General features: G+C 66.6%; 14 protein-coding genes. 11 read left to right on the top strand and 3 right to left on the bottom strand.

From position 1 onward, the window contains the following. The first annotated feature begins 34 nt into the window (after positions 1-34). Positions 35-688 (top strand): hypothetical protein, encoded by a 654-nt coding sequence (locus tag Vqi01_RS01545; protein ID WP_204032242.1) that lies wholly within the window; start codon positions 35-37, stop codon positions 686-688. Positions 689-916: 228 nt separating this feature from the next. Here Vqi01_RS01545 and Vqi01_RS01540 read toward each other — a convergent pair whose 3' ends face one another. Further along, a complete protein-coding gene (locus Vqi01_RS01540; protein ID WP_239098105.1) occupies positions 917-1,195 on the bottom strand; it encodes a DivIVA domain-containing protein in 279 nt (92 codons plus the stop codon). A 306-nt stretch (positions 1,196-1,501) separates the two neighbouring features. On the opposite strand from Vqi01_RS01540, the gene Vqi01_RS01535 reads away from it, so the two are divergent. From Vqi01_RS01535 to Vqi01_RS01515, 5 genes are all read left to right on the top strand, one after another. Then, complete coding sequence (locus Vqi01_RS01535; protein ID WP_204032240.1) at positions 1,502-1,741, top strand: winged helix-turn-helix domain-containing protein; 240 nt, start codon at positions 1,502-1,504, stop codon at positions 1,739-1,741. Positions 1,742-1,813: 72 nt separating this feature from the next. Further along, the gene (pglX, locus tag Vqi01_RS01530) at positions 1,814-5,386 is read left to right on the top strand and encodes a BREX-2 system adenine-specific DNA-methyltransferase PglX (RefSeq protein ID WP_204032238.1); all 3,573 of its coding nucleotides are present in this window, start codon (positions 1,814-1,816) and stop codon (positions 5,384-5,386) included. Positions 5,387-5,437: 51 nt separating this feature from the next. Next, positions 5,438-6,679: a hypothetical protein gene (locus tag Vqi01_RS01525; protein WP_204032230.1), complete on the top strand. Its 1,242-nt coding sequence runs from the start codon at positions 5,438-5,440 to the stop codon at positions 6,677-6,679. 47 nt (positions 6,680-6,726) lie between these two features. Beyond that, complete coding sequence (locus tag Vqi01_RS01520) at positions 6,727-9,663, top strand: hypothetical protein (protein WP_204032228.1); 2,937 nt, start codon at positions 6,727-6,729, stop codon at positions 9,661-9,663. A gap of 137 nt (positions 9,664-9,800) precedes the next feature. Continuing rightward, complete coding sequence (locus Vqi01_RS01515; protein WP_204032226.1) at positions 9,801-10,571, top strand: restriction endonuclease; 771 nt, start codon at positions 9,801-9,803, stop codon at positions 10,569-10,571. Positions 10,572-10,574: 3 nt separating this feature from the next. On the opposite strand, the gene Vqi01_RS01510 is transcribed toward Vqi01_RS01515, so the two are convergent. Beyond that, positions 10,575-11,945 carry a helix-turn-helix domain-containing protein gene (locus tag Vqi01_RS01510; RefSeq protein ID WP_239098104.1) on the bottom strand — a complete coding sequence of 457 codons (1,371 nt, stop codon included), beginning with the start codon at positions 11,943-11,945 and terminating at the stop codon, positions 10,575-10,577. A 73-nt stretch (positions 11,946-12,018) separates the two neighbouring features. Between Vqi01_RS01510 and Vqi01_RS01505 the strand changes: the two genes are divergently transcribed. From Vqi01_RS01505 to Vqi01_RS01485, 5 genes are read left to right on the top strand one after another with little or no spacing between them, the layout of a single operon-like run. Further along, entirely contained in the window at positions 12,019-12,366 is a 348-nt protein-coding gene (locus Vqi01_RS01505) for a hypothetical protein (protein WP_204032223.1), read from the top strand. Further along, complete coding sequence (locus Vqi01_RS01500) at positions 12,366-12,803, top strand: YbaB/EbfC family nucleoid-associated protein (protein WP_204032221.1); 438 nt, start codon at positions 12,366-12,368, stop codon at positions 12,801-12,803. The genes Vqi01_RS01505 and Vqi01_RS01500 overlap by 1 nt, the downstream gene beginning before the upstream one ends. Beyond that, positions 12,793-13,110 (top strand): type VII secretion target, encoded by a 318-nt coding sequence (locus Vqi01_RS01495; protein ID WP_204032219.1) that lies wholly within the window; start codon positions 12,793-12,795, stop codon positions 13,108-13,110. Before Vqi01_RS01500 ends, Vqi01_RS01495 begins: the two co-directional genes overlap by 11 nt. After that, positions 13,107-14,348: a WXG100 family type VII secretion target gene (locus tag Vqi01_RS01490; protein ID WP_204032217.1), complete on the top strand. Its 1,242-nt coding sequence runs from the start codon at positions 13,107-13,109 to the stop codon at positions 14,346-14,348. The genes Vqi01_RS01495 and Vqi01_RS01490 overlap by 4 nt, the downstream gene beginning before the upstream one ends. Further along, the gene (locus Vqi01_RS01485; RefSeq protein WP_239098103.1) at positions 14,345-14,722 is read left to right on the top strand and encodes a hypothetical protein; all 378 of its coding nucleotides are present in this window, start codon (positions 14,345-14,347) and stop codon (positions 14,720-14,722) included. Before Vqi01_RS01490 ends, Vqi01_RS01485 begins: the two co-directional genes overlap by 4 nt. 50 nt (positions 14,723-14,772) lie before the next feature. Here the strand turns inward: Vqi01_RS01485 and Vqi01_RS01480 are convergent, their stop codons facing one another. Then, positions 14,773-16,788, bottom strand: coding sequence for a DUF262 domain-containing protein (locus tag Vqi01_RS01480; RefSeq protein ID WP_204032216.1), 2,016 nt, complete (start codon positions 16,786-16,788; stop codon positions 14,773-14,775). Between the last annotated feature and the right edge of the window lie 42 nt (positions 16,789-16,830).

Genomic DNA, 16,830 nt, shown 5'->3' with positions numbered 1-16,830 from the left:
GCCTGACAGCCGGCTGATGTGGCACGGTGCCGGAATGGAGATCGCAGGTTCGATCAAGCTCGCTGCCGTCATGAATGAATTGTCTGCCGTGCGGCCCGTCTTTCACTCCGAGGCCGACTTCCAGCACGCGTTCGCGTGGGCTCTGCACACGCTGGCGCCGTCTGTCAGCGTTCGGCTTGAGGTGCCACAGGGCGGTCGCGAGTATCTCGATCTCCTGTGCCTTGGAGCCGACGGGCGCCGGACGGCGGTCGAGTTCAAGTATTTCACTCGGCGCTGGGACGGCGCCGATCCGAGCACGAACGAACCGTTCCACCTGCGTACACACGAGGCAACCGACCTGGCTCGGCAAGGCTTCGTCTTCGACATCGCCCGGCTGGAACGGTTCTGTCTTGCCAACGAAACGATGAACGGCCTCGCTCTCATACTGTCGAACGATCGCCGGCTCTGGAGCCCCGCCGTCACCGCTCGGCGTACCCGGGATCAGGAGTTCCGCATCCACGAAGGCCGGACGCTCACCGGGATCCTGCGATGGGGGACGGAAGGAAGCTGGTTCGCAGCTAATGAGCGCCAGCTCGCCGGCAGTTATCCGCTCGCCTGGCAGGAGTACTCCCAGCTCGATGGCGACCACGGGACGTTTCGTTGGTTGGCAGTCGAGGTGAAGAGCCGGTCAACGGGCGAGGCGGTGTGATTGACGGTCCGGTGTTGTGCCGGAGGCCGGCGAGCTGGACGTAGATCTCGCGTTTGTCGATCGCCTCGCCTCGGTGGTTGAGCACGTAGCCGGTCAGCCAGATCCAGCCGTGGTACGTCGGTCGGTCGGACACCGACACCACGCGGAAGGCCAGCGCGCGGTCCCCGGCGAACTGCACCGAGGCGCTGCGGTCGACGATCAGCAGGTCGCCGGGGGAGGGGCGCGCGGTCACCAGTGGCCGGAGTTGCGCGGTGGGCAGTCGCGGGCGTGCATGGCCTGCCAGTCACGCAGCGCCCGCTTGAGCCGCTCGTTCTCGTCGGCGAGCTGGCGAACCTGTTTGTGCAGATCGGCCAGCTCGTCGGCGACCAGCGCCTGGAACTGGCGTACCTCATGGGGGTCGACGCCGCGCCGACGCGGCGCGAACGTGCGGGTCCGGGCCTCGTGCGGGGTCAGCCGGGCCGGGTGGCCGGTCCCGTAGAGGTGGCCACCTCGGTACACCTGGGCCACGTCGATCCTTTCCGGTGCAGCCGGGAGCGAAGGCTCGATGGGTGGAAGGGCGGGCCGTGCGTGGCCGGCGTCCGCACGGCCCGCCCGCTCTGCCGCCGCAGCTCCAATCAGCGGTACGACCACAGAGCAGTCCGATCGGTCGGGACGGGCACACACACCCGCCCCGACCAGGGGATGAGCCGAACTCGTTGCCACGCGAGGATCGGCTTCCGATCAACCATATATGCCTAAGTGGAGTCTGTGCAACGCTGAGTTGTCTGGCGAGCGCGTGTCGTGATCAAATTGGCGTGCCACGCGAGGAGTGCCATGCCACAGACACCGGACTACATCCGGATCTCTGACGAGATCGTTAGCGACGTGCGGAGCGGGAGAGTCGAGCCGGGGGAGAAGTTGCCCTCGATCGCCGACATGAGCGACCGCTTCGGGGTCAGCTCATCGACCATCCAGATGGTCTACGTTCGCCTCGAAGCGCTTCGGGTGATCCGGCGGCACCAGGGCAAGGGCATCTTTGTCACCGATCCGAAGACCTGGATGCGGGAGCCATAGGTAGCGACCCGGCGACGGAAACGGCCCTTACGGATACCTGCGTCGCCTGAGCGGGACGGCTAGAGTCTTCGGGTGATCGACCGGAAGCTGCTCTTGTCCGACCTGCAGAAGCAGGTCAAGAACCTGGAGAAGGACCTGCGGGAGCAGGCCGAGACGGTCGAGGAGGTGCGCGCCAAGCTGCGTGGCGAGTACGACCGCGCCTTCAAGGTCGGGCGTACCGCCGCCACCTGGACAGCCTGGCGCGACGAGCGGGTGACTCAGGTCGCTGTCGCCTGGGTGCTCGGCACCGTCTTCGTACGCTTCTGCGAGGACAACGGCCTGCTGCCCGACCCCTACCTCGCCGGCCCGGGGGACCGCCTGGTCCTCGCCGAGGAGGCCGAGGCGCAGTTCTTCCGCGACCACCCCGACAAGACCCTGCGCGACTGGCTGCACCAGGGCTTCGAGGCCATCGCCAGCACCCAGGCCGGTAGGTCACTCTTCGACAAGCGGCACAACCCGCTCTACCAGATCCCGCTCTCGCATGACGCAGCCAAGGAACTGATCGCCTTCTGGCGTCGGCGCACCGAGCAGGGCGACCTGGTGCACAAGTTCCGCGACGAGTTGTGGGACACCCGCTTCCTTGGCGACCTCTATCAGGACCTCTCCGAAGCGGCCCGCAAGACCTACGCTCTGCTCCAGACGCCGGAGTTCGTCGAGGAGTTCATCCTCGACCTGACGCTGACTCCGGCGATCGAAGAGTTCGGCCACGACGTGGTCAAAATGATCGACCCGACCTGCGGCTCGGGGCACTTTGTCCTCGGCGCCTTCCACCGCCTGCTGAACGAGTGGGAGCAGCACGCCCCCAACCGCGACCCTCACGAGCGGGTACGCCTCGCCCTCGACGCCGTCCACGGTGTCGACATCAACCCCTTCGCCGTAGCCATCGCACGCTTCCGCCTCCTGGTAGCCGCCCTTCAGGAGGCTGGTGTCAAGACCCTCGCCGACTCGGCTGGGTACGTCTTTCCAATGCACCTGGCGGTCGGTGACTCACTGATCAAGCGGCGACAGGCCATGCTGTTCGGCGAGGACCCCATGACGGAGTTCGCCTACGCGACCGAGGATGTGCAGGAACACCCGGCCATTCTCAGCCCCGGAAGCTTTCACGTCGTCGTCGGCAACCCGCCCTACATTACAGTAAAGGACAAAGGCCTCAACGAGGCCTACCGCGACATGTACGACACCTGCTACCGGGAATACGCATTGTCGGTGCCGTTCGCCCAGCGGTTCTTCCAACTCGCCAAGCCCGGTGACGGTACTGGGAAGGGCGCGGGGCACGTCGGGCAAGTCACCGCCAACTCATTCACTAAGCGCGAGTTTGGCAAGCGGATGATTGAGAAGCTGTTCGCTGTCGACGTCAATCTGACCCATGTCATCGATACCTCCGGCGCGTACATCCCGGGCCATGGCACCCCGACCGTCATCTTGGTGGGCCGCAACACCAACCGAGGCCGGGCGGGCACCATCCGCACCGTCATGGGTATCCGCGGCGAGCCCAGCGCACCGACCGATCCGCGCAGGGGCCACGTCTGGCAGGCCATCGTCGGTCAAGTCGGCGATCCTGGCTCAGAAAGCCAGTGGATCAGCGTCGTTGACATCGACCGCGTCCACCTGAACACGCACCCCTGGAGCCTCGGGGGTGGAGGTGCCGGCGATCTTCAAGCAGCCGTCGAGGCCGCCGGAACTCGTGCCCTCCGCGCAGAGACTCGTGAGATCGGTTTCGGAGCTGTCACCCGCGAGGACAACGCCTACATGGTGGGAGATGGCTACCTTCGGCGGCGTGAGGTGCCCGAAGGGAACCGTCGTCCAATCGTTGAAGGCGACGTTACAAGAGACTGGGCGATAAGCGAGCCAATCGAGTCGATCTGGCCCTATGACGAGCAGAGCCTTACGGCACGAGCGCACCCAATCGTGCGATCCGCGCTCTGGCCGCTTCGGCGAATCCTCGTGAACCGAGTCGCCTACGGCAGCGATCAGCTTGCTCGTGGATTACAGTGGTTCGAGTATTCAATGTTCTTTGCGGAGCGTTACCGCACGCCGTTGTCGATCGCGTTTGCGTTCGTTTCGACACACAACCACTTTGTTTTAGACCGGGGTGGGAAGGTCTTCAAACAGACTGCACCCGTGATCAAGTTGCCGAACGGGACTTCGGAAGACGAGCACCTGCGGCTCCTCGGATTGCTCAACAGTTCGACCGCATGCTTCTGGATAAAGCGGGTTAGCTTCGATCGAGGGAACGGGGGAATCGGTGGTGGGATCGCTAGCGAGGATTGGGAAAAGTTCTACGAGTTCACCGGTACCAAGCTGCAGGAATTTCCGCTGCCTTCGGCGTACCCGCTTGGATTGAGCCGGGAAATTGACGGGCTGGCGCAGCGGCTTGCTGCGGTGAGTCCGGCGGCGGTGGCGGGGTCTGGGGTGCCTACCCGCGAGCGGCTCTACGCCGCGGAGCGGGAGTGGCACTCGGTGCGGGCGCGGATGATCGCGTTGCAGGAGGAGTTGGACTGGCAGGTCTACTCGCTCTACGGGCTGCTGGACGAGGAGTTGACCGCCTCGGCCGGCTCGGTGCCGGAGTTGAAGCTGGGGGAGCGGGCGTTCGAGATCGTGCTCGCTCGGAAGATGCGCGACGAGGGGCTGGAGACGCAGTGGTTCGCGCGGCACGGGTCGACGCCGATCACGGAGTTGCCGGGGCACTGGTCGGATGAGTACCGGGCAATCGTGGAGCGGCGGATCGCGGTCATCGAGGGCAACCGCAACATCGGGCTGATCGAGCGGCCGGAGTGCAAGCGGCGGTGGGCCACCGACGGGTGGGAGGCGATGCAGCGTAAGGCGCTGCGGGACTGGCTGCTGGACCGGTGCGAGGCGCGGGAGCTGTGGTACCACCACGTCGACGGCCTGGAGCAGCCGCGTCCGCTGACCACCGCCCAGCTCGCCGACGAGCTGCGCCGCGACGCCGACGTGCTCACCGTCGCCGGCATCTTTGCGCCCGGTCAGGATCTCGGCAAGGTGATCGCCGACCTGGTCGCCGACGAGCACGTGCCGCACCTGGCGGCGCTGCGCTACAAGGAGTCCGGCCTGACCAAGCGGGCCGACTGGGAGCAGGTGTGGGACCTGCAACGGGCCGAGGACGCGCTGCCCGACGAGGCGGCGAAGCGGGAGTTCCGCAAGCAGATCCCGGTGCCGCCGAAGTACACCTCGGCGGACTTCGCCAAGGCCAGCTACTGGAAGCATCGGGGCAAGCTCGACGTGCCCAAGGAACGCTTCGTGTCGTACCCGGGTGCCAGCCGCGACGGTGACCCGTCGCTGCTGATCGGCTGGGCCGGCTGGGACCACCGCGAGCAGGCCCAGGCCCTCGCCACCCTGATCGTGGCACGCGAGCAGGAGGACGGCTGGGTCGCCGACCGGCTGCTTCCGCTGGTCGCGGGGTTGCGCGAGATCCTTCCCTGGGTACGCCAGTGGCACGGCGAGTTCGACCCGGAGTGGGGTGCCTCGCCGGCCGACATCTACGCCGGCTTCCTCGCCGAAACCACCAACCGCCTGCACCTCACCGACGACGCCCTGACGTCGTGGCGCCCCCCGAAGACCAACCGCGGCCGCAAGGCGAAGCAGTGATCAGAGCAGCGGGCGTAGCTGTCTGCCCTGCCCACAGTTCAGGAGGCGACGATGGGCAATGAGGTTCACCTGATCAGTGACGGTGATGGGTTCGCGGTCATCGGGGATCCGATGACTGTCGAACATTTCCTCGTCTCGGAGGGGCTGCCGTCGAAGGACCTTGGCCTGCCTCGGCTCAGCGCTGTCCTCAAGGCCGGGTCGACGGCCGCGCAGGCAGGGTCCGACATTGCCGCCAAGTCGGGCCGCTGGGTGCAGCTGACCAAGGAGTCCGCGCAGCTTGTGGACAAATTCGGGCTGATGCCGAGCAAGACTCCGGGCGTCAGCCATGCCATGGTGGGGGAGCCGGGCTCGATCAAGTCATGGCTCCAGATCGCGAAGGGGCCCCGATCGGTTGCGGGCAACCCGGCGATGCTGGCTGGTGCTGCGGGAATCATGGCGCAGCTGGCGATGCGGCAGACCATGGAGGAGATCACCGACTATCTCGCCGCGATCGACGAGAAGGTCGACGATGTGCTCCGCGCCCAGAAGGACGCGGTGTTGGCCCGCATGATCGGAGTGGGCTTCGTCATCGAGGAGTCGATGACCATTCGAGACGCGAGGGGCCGGGTCGACGAGATCACGTGGTCGAAGGTGCAGGGTGCACCGGCGACGATCGCAGAAACTCAGGCGTACGCGTTGCGGCAACTCGACGCGCTCGCGGAAAAGTTGGAGCGCAAGTCCAGCATCGGTGATCTCGCCAAGGCGGCCAAGGACGCAGAGTCGAAGGCACAGGAGTGGCTCGCTGTGCTGGCTCGCTGCTTCCAACTGCAGGACGCCATCGCCGTGCTTGAACTCGACCGGGTGCTGGACGCCTCGCCAGAAGAGTTGGACGGGCATCGCCTTGGCCTGAAGACTGCCCGGAAGAACCGGCTGGAACTCATCGCACGATGCACCGAGCGCCTGATGGACCGCATGAATGCGGCTGCGGATCTCGCCAATGCAGAGGTGCTGCTGCACCCGATGGACTCCCCGGCTGTGGTGCAGTCGAGCAACCATGTCTCGGTCGCCATCGTGGACTTCCACGGGCGGCTGGGGATCGAGGGTGCTCGACAGTCGTCGGAGGCGAGACGATGGACGGATGCGGCCAAGGAGGTGATGGACAAGGCACTCGAGACAGGAGCGGATGGCGTCGGTACCGCCAGACGCTTCGGGAACGAGACCTTCGACCGAGCCGCATCGGCGACGGGCAGGCTCTCCGGCCTGATAGCTGAGCGAGCGCTCCGTTGGCGCAGCGACGACGAGAAGCCCGAGTAGGCACCCGAACCGCCCTCCGCTTGAGGGCGGCTCAGGGAGACCCGTACGTGAGTAGTCTCGTTGCCGAGGAAGGCAGGATGACATCACGACCCCCCTCCGGGTACCAGATCAGAAAAGTCCACCCCGCGCTCGGCAATCTGCAGCGGTACACCCTCAACAAGCCGCTGACATTCCGTTGCGCGACCTGTCGTCGTACCAACATGTCCACCTCCGTCGTGACGGTCTCGGGCGACTGGTCCCGTCTGCTGTGCAACGGTTGTTACCGGCAGCAGGTAGCACCCCAACTCCGCACGATCCCGACGCCGTCGTCCGCAAAGCCCGCTGGGCAGGCGCAGCCGGAGACACATCGGAGCGCTAGTCCGCTACCCCGGGACATGGTCTGGCTCGCTGCCCTGCATCGCTCCATCGCCGAGGGAAAACAGCTCTCCCCATCGGAGCGTGAGCTTCATCGCCGACGTGCCGGCGAGCCGTCCTCCATCGCCGCGATCAGGTACGCGGAGTTGCTTGTGGACGTCGAGGTCCGGATGGCGCAAGTGAACGGCAGCGCCACCGCCGAGGAGTTGGCCGTGACGCGCGAAGAGTTGGCGCTCCGCCGGGAAGAAGCGGTCCACGCCTTCCGTGCTGCCTGCCATGCCCGGATTCAGCAGGCATCCGATGGTTCGTTCAAGGAACAGGTCGAGGCGGCAGTCATTCGTGAGGTCGCACCGCACGCCTTCGACAAAGCCTTCGCGAAGGCGCTGCGTCGCAGAGGAATGCGGGTCGATGCACTTCAGCCTCCGACTGCCGATGTCTGGATGTGGCTGCAAATGGCTGAGAAGCGCGCCGTTGAGCTGCCGGCCGAAGTCAAGCGCCTAAGGAAGCTGGACCGGGCCGACTTCACGCGTGAAGCCGTGGCCGAGGTCAACCGATGGGAGTGTGACCAGGCGATGGCGCATCCCGCAGTGGCCGAACAGTGGGCGGAGTGTACGGAAGAAATCGTGACGGAACTCGTGCGCGCCCGCCAGTCACTGGAAACCGACCTGTCCGGTGGGCGAGGCGAGGGCGTTGTGCCGCGCCTGCGTCGTGCCGGCGAAGCGTATGCCCGGGGCAGCACGCGATGCCTGGAAGCCCAGCTTGTTGTGGCAGATCTGCGCGCTCAGGCGAGCCAAACTCACCGAGCGCGCAATGTGCCGAAAGCTCGTGTCGACGCTGCGGCCGAGGCCCAGATGGCCGTGCGAGAAAGCGACCCCGCCCTGGCGCGGCAGGTTGACCGTGCGCTCGAAGAACACCGAAATAGCTGTCCGAAGCGGTCCCGTGGGGAGCGTCACGCCGACTGTGCCTCGTTGATAGCGCGTGTTGTGCGTTCCCGACTGCAGCCGCTGGACCTACCCGGGAACACCCAGTCCGAGAGCCGAGAGTCAACGGCACGGAGCATCGCTGCCGAGGAGACCCCGGAACCCTCCACCGGCGAGGCACGAGCGGCTTTGCAGCAGGGCGCCCTTGAACTCACCTTCATCTGTCCTGAGCTGCGCAAGCAGGTGCCGATAGAGGTTGCACGCGTAGTCGGCGTGGTGGACATCTCGTACAGCGACGCAGGACGGTTTGGGTTCGCCTGGGTGACCGAGCACGGTGAAGTGGGAACCGGAGTCGACCGAGCCGTCAACGCCCATGACGCGTGGCTACACGCGGCCTGTCGCACCGTTCTCGACCTCGGCGGCGAGCTGACCAGCGTGTACGTCATCTGTCGTGACCAGCGAGCCGTATCCGTGCTGAGATTCGTCCTAGACAAGCGACTGGTGCCTGAGGCGCTTGGATTCGCCGTCTCGGAACGCACCCGTGACCTGCTACGGTCGCTGATTCCCCGCCCCGGCAAGGTGTTCGTCTCTGCGGACAACTGTCCCGAGCCGCATGCGGGCCCGGCGGCGGCGCGGCGACTGGGATTTGCCGTCCTTCGGTCAAGGCGGGAGTCTCGCGGTGCTCAGACGGTGAAGTTGTTGGCCGACCAGATCTCTGACGAGCTTCGCGCGCTGGCGGAGGCGGCTGCTCCACAGCCGCCACAACAGATAGGGGCAGCTCAGCGGACTCTCGGCAACACCGACGCCGGAGAAATCCGATGGGCGATCGCGGTGGGGCGGGCGCAGATCGCCGGTAGGTGGTGTGCCCTTCCCGATGGGCTGACGGCACCTCCAACCGACCGCAAACGTATCCGCATGCGTGTCGACCACCTCGGTGAGGCGGACCATGCCAGGCAGACGGAGAGCAACGCTGAAGTCAGGCGCCTTGGCGATCGGTGGGAGCTGCATGGAGTGAGTTGGCCGCAGGACCTTCTACCCGGGACCCTGATTTTTCTGAGGTGGTGTCCCGAGGACGAGCTTTTCCTGGCCTCCACGGATCTTTTGCCGCGGCCGCAGCGCCTCGATGACCTCACCTATCGACATCGCTATGACATCCGGATGGTGGTCCGGGAGAACGCGCCGGGCGCGGACCAGGAGAGTGGGACCCCCGACCTTTCCGATACCGGATGGGTCCTGCGTACGCTCCGAAAGCTGGGCCACCTCAGCTCCGACGGGAGTGCGACCTTGGCCGAGGCGGCTTTGGTGAGCAACTGTTTGGAGCTTGGCCTGCCGGCGCACCGCGCCAGTCGAATCCCCTCAGCTGTGCGGGATCTGATCCGAGATCGGCGTGTCGTGCGCGTGCGAGGAAGCCTGGACCGGAGCGGGCTGCCCAGCTTCCCGCCGCGTGCTGGCCAGCAGCGGGCCGGACTTTTGCGCTTCACCCCCACTGTGGTGGACCTCGCTTCGACTCAGAAGCAGAGGAAGGACGGGTCAGCGTCACGTCGTGACCATTGGGTGGACGGCTTCGTCCGGAGGCTTCCGGCAGGAGCACATGCCTCGCCGGAACAGATCGAGGCGCACCGCGAGGCGATGCGCGCCGCGAGGGTCGTGGATCGTCCCCTCCCCGATGGCTTCACCTACGTGCGACGTCACCGCCGTCGGACCCGTTGAGCAGACGAGATTGAGAGGTGTGACCGCGAACGATACCTGCAAGCAGGCAAGATGCCCGCGATAGTGCCTTGCAGGAGCCGACCGATGTTTGCTGCGGCTGTCGGAAAGCCGACGGTATCAGCCGTCAAGCATGGAACGTGTCGGACGTCGAGGTGAGACTGAGGCTCCCCTCGACTCGGGAGCGTCTCATGCCGTATGTCAGGCCGCATGTCAGGAAGAACGGCGCACGCGTCCGGGGGCATTACCGTCGGCGGCGTCCTGGTGCTGCTCGCCGGAGGCCGGATGTCCGCCGGCCCTCCGGTTCGAGGAGTTCGGGAGCCAGCGGGCTTGTTCTGCTGCTGGGCGCGCTCACATTGGGGCTGATCGTCATCGTCGTCGATTTCGTCCGGCGGCATCCGTACTGGTCGGCATTCCTGGTGATCATCGTGCTCGTGGCGGGTGCCGCGGTGCTTGTCGCTGTGTCGAGGCACCGCGCCCGCGAGCGAGCCGAACAGGCCGAGCGGGACCGGTTGATCTCGGTGACCGATGCAATGAGCGGAGGGGAGTTCGAGCAGTGGTTCGCTCGGATTCTCGACGCCTCGGGGTTCCGGGATGTGCGGGTCTGTGGGGGTGCCGGTGACCGGGGCGCGGACATCACGGCGCTTGCTCCCGACGGGCGGCGGGTGGTGGTGCAGTGCAAACGGCACAGCCTCAACCATCGGGTCGGCAGTGCCGCAATCCAACGCTTCGCCGGCACCTGCCGAGAAATCCACCGAGGCGAGATCTGCATGATCGTTACCAACGGGTTCTTTACTACGGGCGACGGAGTTGAGTTGGCCCGCCAACTCAGCATCACCCTGGTCGACCGCCGCGTCCTAGAGATGTGGGCCTGGACCGGAGTGCCGCCTACGGGAGTCCTCCCGCGCTGACGCTCAGCGTGCCACGCCGATGCGGGTGGCGAAGCCGCGCAGGTCGGGCAGTGCCTGGCGACGGTCTGCGCTGAGCAGGGCGGTGGTGAGTTGCTGAGCCCACGGCCGGTAACGGACCTCCTGGGGTGCGATCCGCTCGGCACAGAGCAGCGCGCGGTACGCCTCTCGGTGGGCGCCGCGGCCGTGCAGCGCCAAGGCGTAGTCCTCCCAGTAGCGGGCGCGCCGTTCGACGTTGCCCAACTGTTCGGGGCGTAGCGCGCGGGCGTACTCCACGGCCGCGCCGTAGTCTCCGAGCACCCGGGCGACACCGATCCGGTAGAGCGCCACGTCGACCCCGGCGAACCCTCCACCAGCCCCACTCCGGCGTCCCGCCTCGTCGGCCTCGTTCAACAGTTCCCACGCGGTGGCCCGCTGGTCCGCGAGCGCCGAGGTGTACGCGGCTGTCGCCAGCAGCCGCCCGTACACGGCGACCTCGGCCGGGGAGGTGAGCTTGGTGCAGCCGTCGAGAGACTGCGCTGCGCTGAGCAGCGTCTGTTGGGCTCGTTGACCGTGGCGGGTACGCCGTAGCACGATCGCCGAGATCCGGGCGGTCTCCGCGTACAGCAACGGGTCGTCCGCCTCGCGGGCCGCTTGCCGGGCGCGGTCCATGGCGGACCAGGCCATCGCGTCCTCGTGAAGTTTGATCAGCACCTGGGTGGCCAGGTGGTACGTCCGGGTCAGCGTCGCCGCCGCCATCGTTCGTCGCCCATCGGCGACCGTCTCGTAGTGGGCCGTTGCCGTGGCGACCAGTTGCGGCAGCCTGGCTGACAACCTGGCATAGCGGCACGCGCGGAAATCCGACCAGGCATGGGCGAGGGCGCTCCGAAGCTGGGCCGCGTCGACCGGACCCGCCGGCGGCACGGTATTGCCGAGGAGGATGTCCTCGAGGCTGGTGACCACCCGGGATGGTGGTGCGGCCAGGGCCTCCGGATCGGCTGCGAAAGTTGAGCCGACCAGGCCGGCCAGACCGCCGAGTACGTCACGCCGTCGCAACGGATCGTCTCCAACCTCCCGGTACGCTCCTTCACCGAGCAGCCTACCGATCGTGCTGCGCGACTGACGGGATCCAGTGGCTCCGTCATCTGTGAGTCCGAAGAGTTCGGGTGGAATGTCGAAGGCCGCCGCCAGCCGTCGCAGCACGGTGACATCTGTCAGCCGCTGCTTTCCTCGCTCGATGCGGGACAACGTCGCCGCCGAGTAGCCACACCGCTCACCGGCCTCCGACAGGGTCAACCGTGCCGCGGTCCGCGCCACCCGCAGGAGCGAACCGTAGTCGCCAACGACGGCCGCATGTCTGGCCTCAGGCAGCTCGGTCCACCGGCGCTCGACGCTCACGGCGGCCTCCCACATCGAAGCTCAACACAAATGTCTGCCGTGAATCTCATGTCACGCAAACATCTTTCATGCCGTGTACGCGGAGGAGCCGTCGTCGCTGATGCCTGCTGTCCTGCAAGTCGTGGGATCGGCGCGGGAGGTTCCGATGAGCAAAGTGAGGCGAGTCGACAGGGCTCGGCGGCGAGAATCGATGGTGAACCGCGTCTTGGCCGTATGCACGGCCGCCGTGGCGGCGCTGTTGGTTATCGCGCTGGTCGGCGGGGAGGTGGCGGCGACGGCAGCGGCCGTCGGCATCGGCACCACCGTTACCGCTCTGGTCAGAGTGGCCACGACTTACCTCGCGGGTAGCCGAGATGCGACACAGGGCTGGGTTCGAGCGGCGCCGGTGGATATCGTGGCTCGCCATGGGGAACGGCTGTGATGGATGAATCGTTCGGCGCGGCGGCGGATGCGGCCGAGGAATGGACGCATGCTTGGGCGGCGTCCGTGTCGGAGCGGGCCGCGCAGGCGCAGGCGATGTCGCAGCGGGTCGCTGAGTTGTCGATCTCGGCTACTGGTGCCGATGGGGCGGTACGGGTGACGGTGGCCGGCTCAGGCATTGTCACCGACCTGCGGATTGACGATCGGTTGTCGAGCTGGTCTGGGGCGAGGGCCGCGGCGGAGATCATGACGACGATGCGTCGAGCCCAGGGCCGTCTCGCCGGGGCGGTGGCTGGAATTGCCGCCCAGACCGTCGGCGCCGACTCCGAGACCGCCCGTGCGGTGGTGAGGAGCTACGCCCAGCGTTTTCCCGAGGTGGACGACGACCACGAAGAGGGCCGACGCAGCGATTTCCGGCGGCAGCGCGATGGTTGGTGAGCCGGGCTTCGACGTTGACGGCCAGGCGCTGCGCCAGCACGCCGGCAGTGTCGACGAGGTCGCCGAAATGGTCGATCAGTGCCGCCGGGCAGCCGGATCGGTACAACTGGGCCGGCATGCGTACGGTCGACTCTGCCAGCTCATCCCCAGCCTGCTGGACCCGGTGCAGCAGGCCACCGTCAACGCGTTGAACGAAGCCACCGACGCGCTGCAGCGTACGGCAGACGACCTGCGCGCCACCGCGAACCGCTACGAGAGCGGCGACCAAAACGTGGCCGCAATCTTCGGTCGCGGTACCGGTCGATGAGCCAGCCGGCCAACCCGCTCATCGCCTCCCGCCAGGACAGCACCACCGCGCTCAGCGGCGTCCACCTCGCTGAGGACATCGACGGACTGCTGGCGAGCTACGCCGGAGGCGGATGGATCGACACGGCGATCGGCGGCTTCGCCGTTTCCATGGACGCCCTCGCCTTCGTCACCGACCCGCTGGGTCAGCTCGTCGCCTGGGGCGTCGGCTGGCTGATCGAGCATGTCAAACCGCTCTCCGATGCGCTCGACGAGTTGGCTGGCGATCCCGATCAGATCGCTGCGTACGCCCAGACCTGGCGTAACGTGACCGGCGCGATCGGGGAGTCGCGCGTCACGCTCGGCGATGCCGTGAGCCGACAGATCGCTGGCTGGACGGGCGCGGCTTCCGACACCTATCGCCGGCACAGCCGGGAGCATCAGGCCGTACTGGATGCCCTCGCCCGAGCCAGCAACGCCATGTCCGAGATCACCACCGGCGCCGGGCTACTCGTCGCCATGGTCCGCGAACTGGTTCGCGACCTCATCGCCGAGTTCGTCTCCGTGCTGGCCGTACGCCTGTGGGTGTGGCTTGCCGAAGCCGGCGTCACGCTGGGGGCGGCCACTCCCTGGATCGTCACCCAGGTCACCGCCCTTGCCGCCAAGTGGGTGGCCCGCATCACCCGGCTGCTGCACGGACTCGTCAGCAGCCTGCGTCGGCTGGCGCCGATCCTGCGACGCCTCGGCGAACTCATCGCGGAGTTGCAGACCGTCCTACGCCGTCTCGGCGACCGTGCCTCGGCACCGCCGCCAGCGCCGACCCGCGACACACACCTGCTGCACTCGGATGCCGATCCGCTCCGGAAGTGGGGTGCGGCCCGCGACACCCATCCGGAACAGTGGGACGCGGCCATTCTCGAGGCGCGCGAACTGGGCGTCGAGATCACCTTCCGCGAGGGCGGGCTCGCGTACGGGCCCAGTCCGTCACCGGGCCAGCCGGGGCACCTGATTCTCGACCCGGATGCCTCGTACGGCGCGTTGCTGCACGAGATGCAGCATCTCCGCGAGGATCAGGCCGCAGGCTGGGTCGGGATGAGAGGCTGGTTCGAAGACCCCGTGGTGCGCTACGAGAACGAGGTGCGCGCCTACCAACAGGAGATCAGATATGCGGAGTCCATCGGTGACCAGGACTCCGTCGAGCACCTGACCCGGTTGATCCGCGAAGAGTACGCGAAGATTTTTGGAGAAGAGCCCCCATGAGTGTGCCCCACCCGCCGAACATCACGCCGCCGCCAGTGCGACAGATGCGCAACGAAGAGTTGGCAGAGCTGGCCAGCGGCGGTGGGCCGTACCGGGGCAAGGCCGTTTTCGAGCTGGTCGACCGGGCCAGGGCGGACGACGACGCGGCAAGCATGCTGGGGGAGTTGAGCCGGCTCACCGCGCTGCGCGGGGACCGCGTGTTCCACTCGGTCTCGCTCGCCTGGGCCGCCATCATCGGGCTGCTGGCAGCGGAAACGCCGCACGCGCGGGCCGTCGCCTACTCGGCGTTCGCGGGGCTGCCCGCACCTGAGCAGGCCGACTTCCTGGCGTACGTCAAGGCTGATCGCATCGAGGACGCACATCCGCGCATCTGAGCTCTGCGGCCAGCAGCGAGCGACGTACTCGAAATGTGGCCCTCCGGTTCCTATGGCAAAGGGCGGGGCCATACCTCGCAAGCCACCTTCGCCAGTGCCCGCCCTCTCGCCTCAATCGTCTCGACCGTCCACGCATTCTGCATGGCGATAAGACCGTTGATCTGAAGCTTGGACTGCTCGGCGAAGGCGGGGCGCTTCTCGGCCCAACCGGCGTTGGACACCGCTCCGTTGAAGGTCGGCGTGACCAGAGTCAGATTGCCAATCCTGTTCAGGGCCTCGTCCCGGCGCTGCGCCTCGAAGAGCCGGCCAGCGTCGTCCGCCGATTCCAAGGGCCAGTGCTGCCGCCACTGCCGAGGCATGACGTGCTCAATCTGCAGCTTCTCGTACTGGAAGGTGGCCGGTTCGGTCTTGGGGTTGCTCTCCTGTAGATGCTGGTCGATGGAGCCGAGCGCCAGGCGGATTCGCTCCTGAGTCAGGTTGCCGTAGAACTTGCGGGTGACGAACGCCTTGACCAGTTCGTCGTCGTCGGGCCAGAGCATGCCGTCAACGCCGTGGAGTACCCGCAGCACGGCGTCGATGAGCAACGCGTCGTCGGCCGGTGCCTGGTCCGCAGCCTTCAGTACGTCGACGAACACTTTGCCGTAGCCGCGGGTGTTGGCACCGACTAGAAGCCGGCGGACGACCCAGGACTCGACGGCGCGCGCCACCGACGCGTGGCTGACCACCGAGATGTAGTCGGATGGCAGCGTACGCAGCCACATCAGCAGTGGGGTAGCCGTGGTGATGCCGAGTGCGTCAATCCGCTGGTACGACCGGCGAAGCGCCGCCGACTCGGCCGGCTCAGCGCCGACGACCACCCGGTAGGCCCGCCCGAAATCGTGCAGTTCGGCCAGCACGTCGACCGTCTTTCGATCCGCACCGTCCAGGTAACCCCGGACCTGGCTGTAGAGGTGGCTGACACTCGCCTCGGACCGGGACACAGCAGTGAGCCACCCCGAGAGCAGTACGTCTCGTCGGCCACGCTGGGCATGCCCTCGCCCGACCTCCGTCTTCCACCACTGCTCGTCGAACGGCGCCCAGTAGGTGTCGTAGACCTTTTCCAGCTCCTTCTCGTCGCAAAGTTCACCACGAAGGAACAGCAGGTTCTTTACCAGGTCGGCAGCGGAGAGAGGAGTCTGCCGCCCGTTGAGCACCTCGAAGATGACCTGGGCATCGTCGTTGTCCTCGAGATCGATGACGACAAGTTTGAAGAGGTCAAGCAGCGCATCGACCAGGACATCGAGGCGCTCGGGTTCTGCGTTGTGTACCGCCTCCCGCGTCCGCTCCGAAAAGTAGCGGCGTGCCTGCAGATAGAGGTGCGTTCCCTCGTCCGGCAGCATGTCCCCCATTGCCAACGGCCAGACCTCACGGTCCTTGCGGCGAGGCCAGAGCTTGTGCTGCTCCTCAGGCGAGTCCACTATGTCGGGGTGGTTCTCGAGCAGCCGGCGCACCTGCCGGGCGCGAGGCGAGGCGTGTTCGATCAGTACGTCCAGCACGCCCCGTAGGATGAGCTGAACGGTCGTAAGACGCTGTTGGCCGTCGATCACGGCGCGAAGGTCGAGCCCTCCGACGGCGGCGGCGAGCTGATCACAGACGATCGCACCGAGGAAGTGGGGCGGGACCTTCTTGTCGGCCTTCGCCAGCGGTTCGCCATTGATCGCAGCTTGCTGCCGTGCCTGGAAGAGCCGGTCGGCGGTTTCCGCGAGGTCGTCGAAGAGCAGCTTCCACTGGCCCTCGAGCGTCCATTCGTAGTCACGCTGGAAGGTCGGGATGATGTACCTGCGATCCTGCGTGAGGATCTGCTTCAGCGAGTAGGTGTTGGCATCCATCGTCAGCCCCATGCCTTCCTGATGGAGCGCACCCGAACTGGCACGCGCGCGTCGGATGATCAGGTCACGACTGTGAACGGACATGCTCGCAAAATCACGGTTGCGGAACAAGTGCAGAGCATTGGGTCGTTCATTTGACAGCAGTGCCGGTGGAGGAGATTGGCGGCAAGTGCCATCTCGGGTCATCCCATCGGCCATCAGACGCTATGGCGGTCGCCTGGGTCGCGGCCGGCACGGCGT

It is taken from the genome of Micromonospora qiuiae (assembly GCF_016863555.1).
GTDB lineage: Bacteria > Actinomycetota > Actinomycetes > Mycobacteriales > Micromonosporaceae > Micromonospora > Micromonospora qiuiae.
The sequence above is the reverse complement of the archived record's forward strand: the minus strand, read 5'-3'. Positions and strand labels throughout refer to the sequence as shown.

Coding starts and splice junctions, on each gene's coding strand:
- Vqi01_RS01535 (WP_204032240.1), top strand. CDS start 1,502: ATGCCACAGACACCGGACTACATCCGGATCTCTGACGAGATCGTTAGC.
- Vqi01_RS01490 (WP_204032217.1), top strand. CDS start 13,107: ATGAGCCAGCCGGCCAACCCGCTCATCGCCTCCCGCCAGGACAGCACC.
- Vqi01_RS01485 (WP_239098103.1), top strand. CDS start 14,345: ATGAGTGTGCCCCACCCGCCGAACATCACGCCGCCGCCAGTGCGACAG.
- Vqi01_RS01525 (WP_204032230.1), top strand. CDS start 5,438: ATGGGCAATGAGGTTCACCTGATCAGTGACGGTGATGGGTTCGCGGTC.
- Vqi01_RS01545 (WP_204032242.1), top strand. CDS start 35: ATGGAGATCGCAGGTTCGATCAAGCTCGCTGCCGTCATGAATGAATTG.
- Vqi01_RS01500 (WP_204032221.1), top strand. CDS start 12,366: ATGGATGAATCGTTCGGCGCGGCGGCGGATGCGGCCGAGGAATGGACG.
- Vqi01_RS01480 (WP_204032216.1), bottom strand. CDS start 16,788: ATGGCCGATGGGATGACCCGAGATGGCACTTGCCGCCAATCTCCTCCA.
- Vqi01_RS01495 (WP_204032219.1), top strand. CDS start 12,793: ATGGTTGGTGAGCCGGGCTTCGACGTTGACGGCCAGGCGCTGCGCCAG.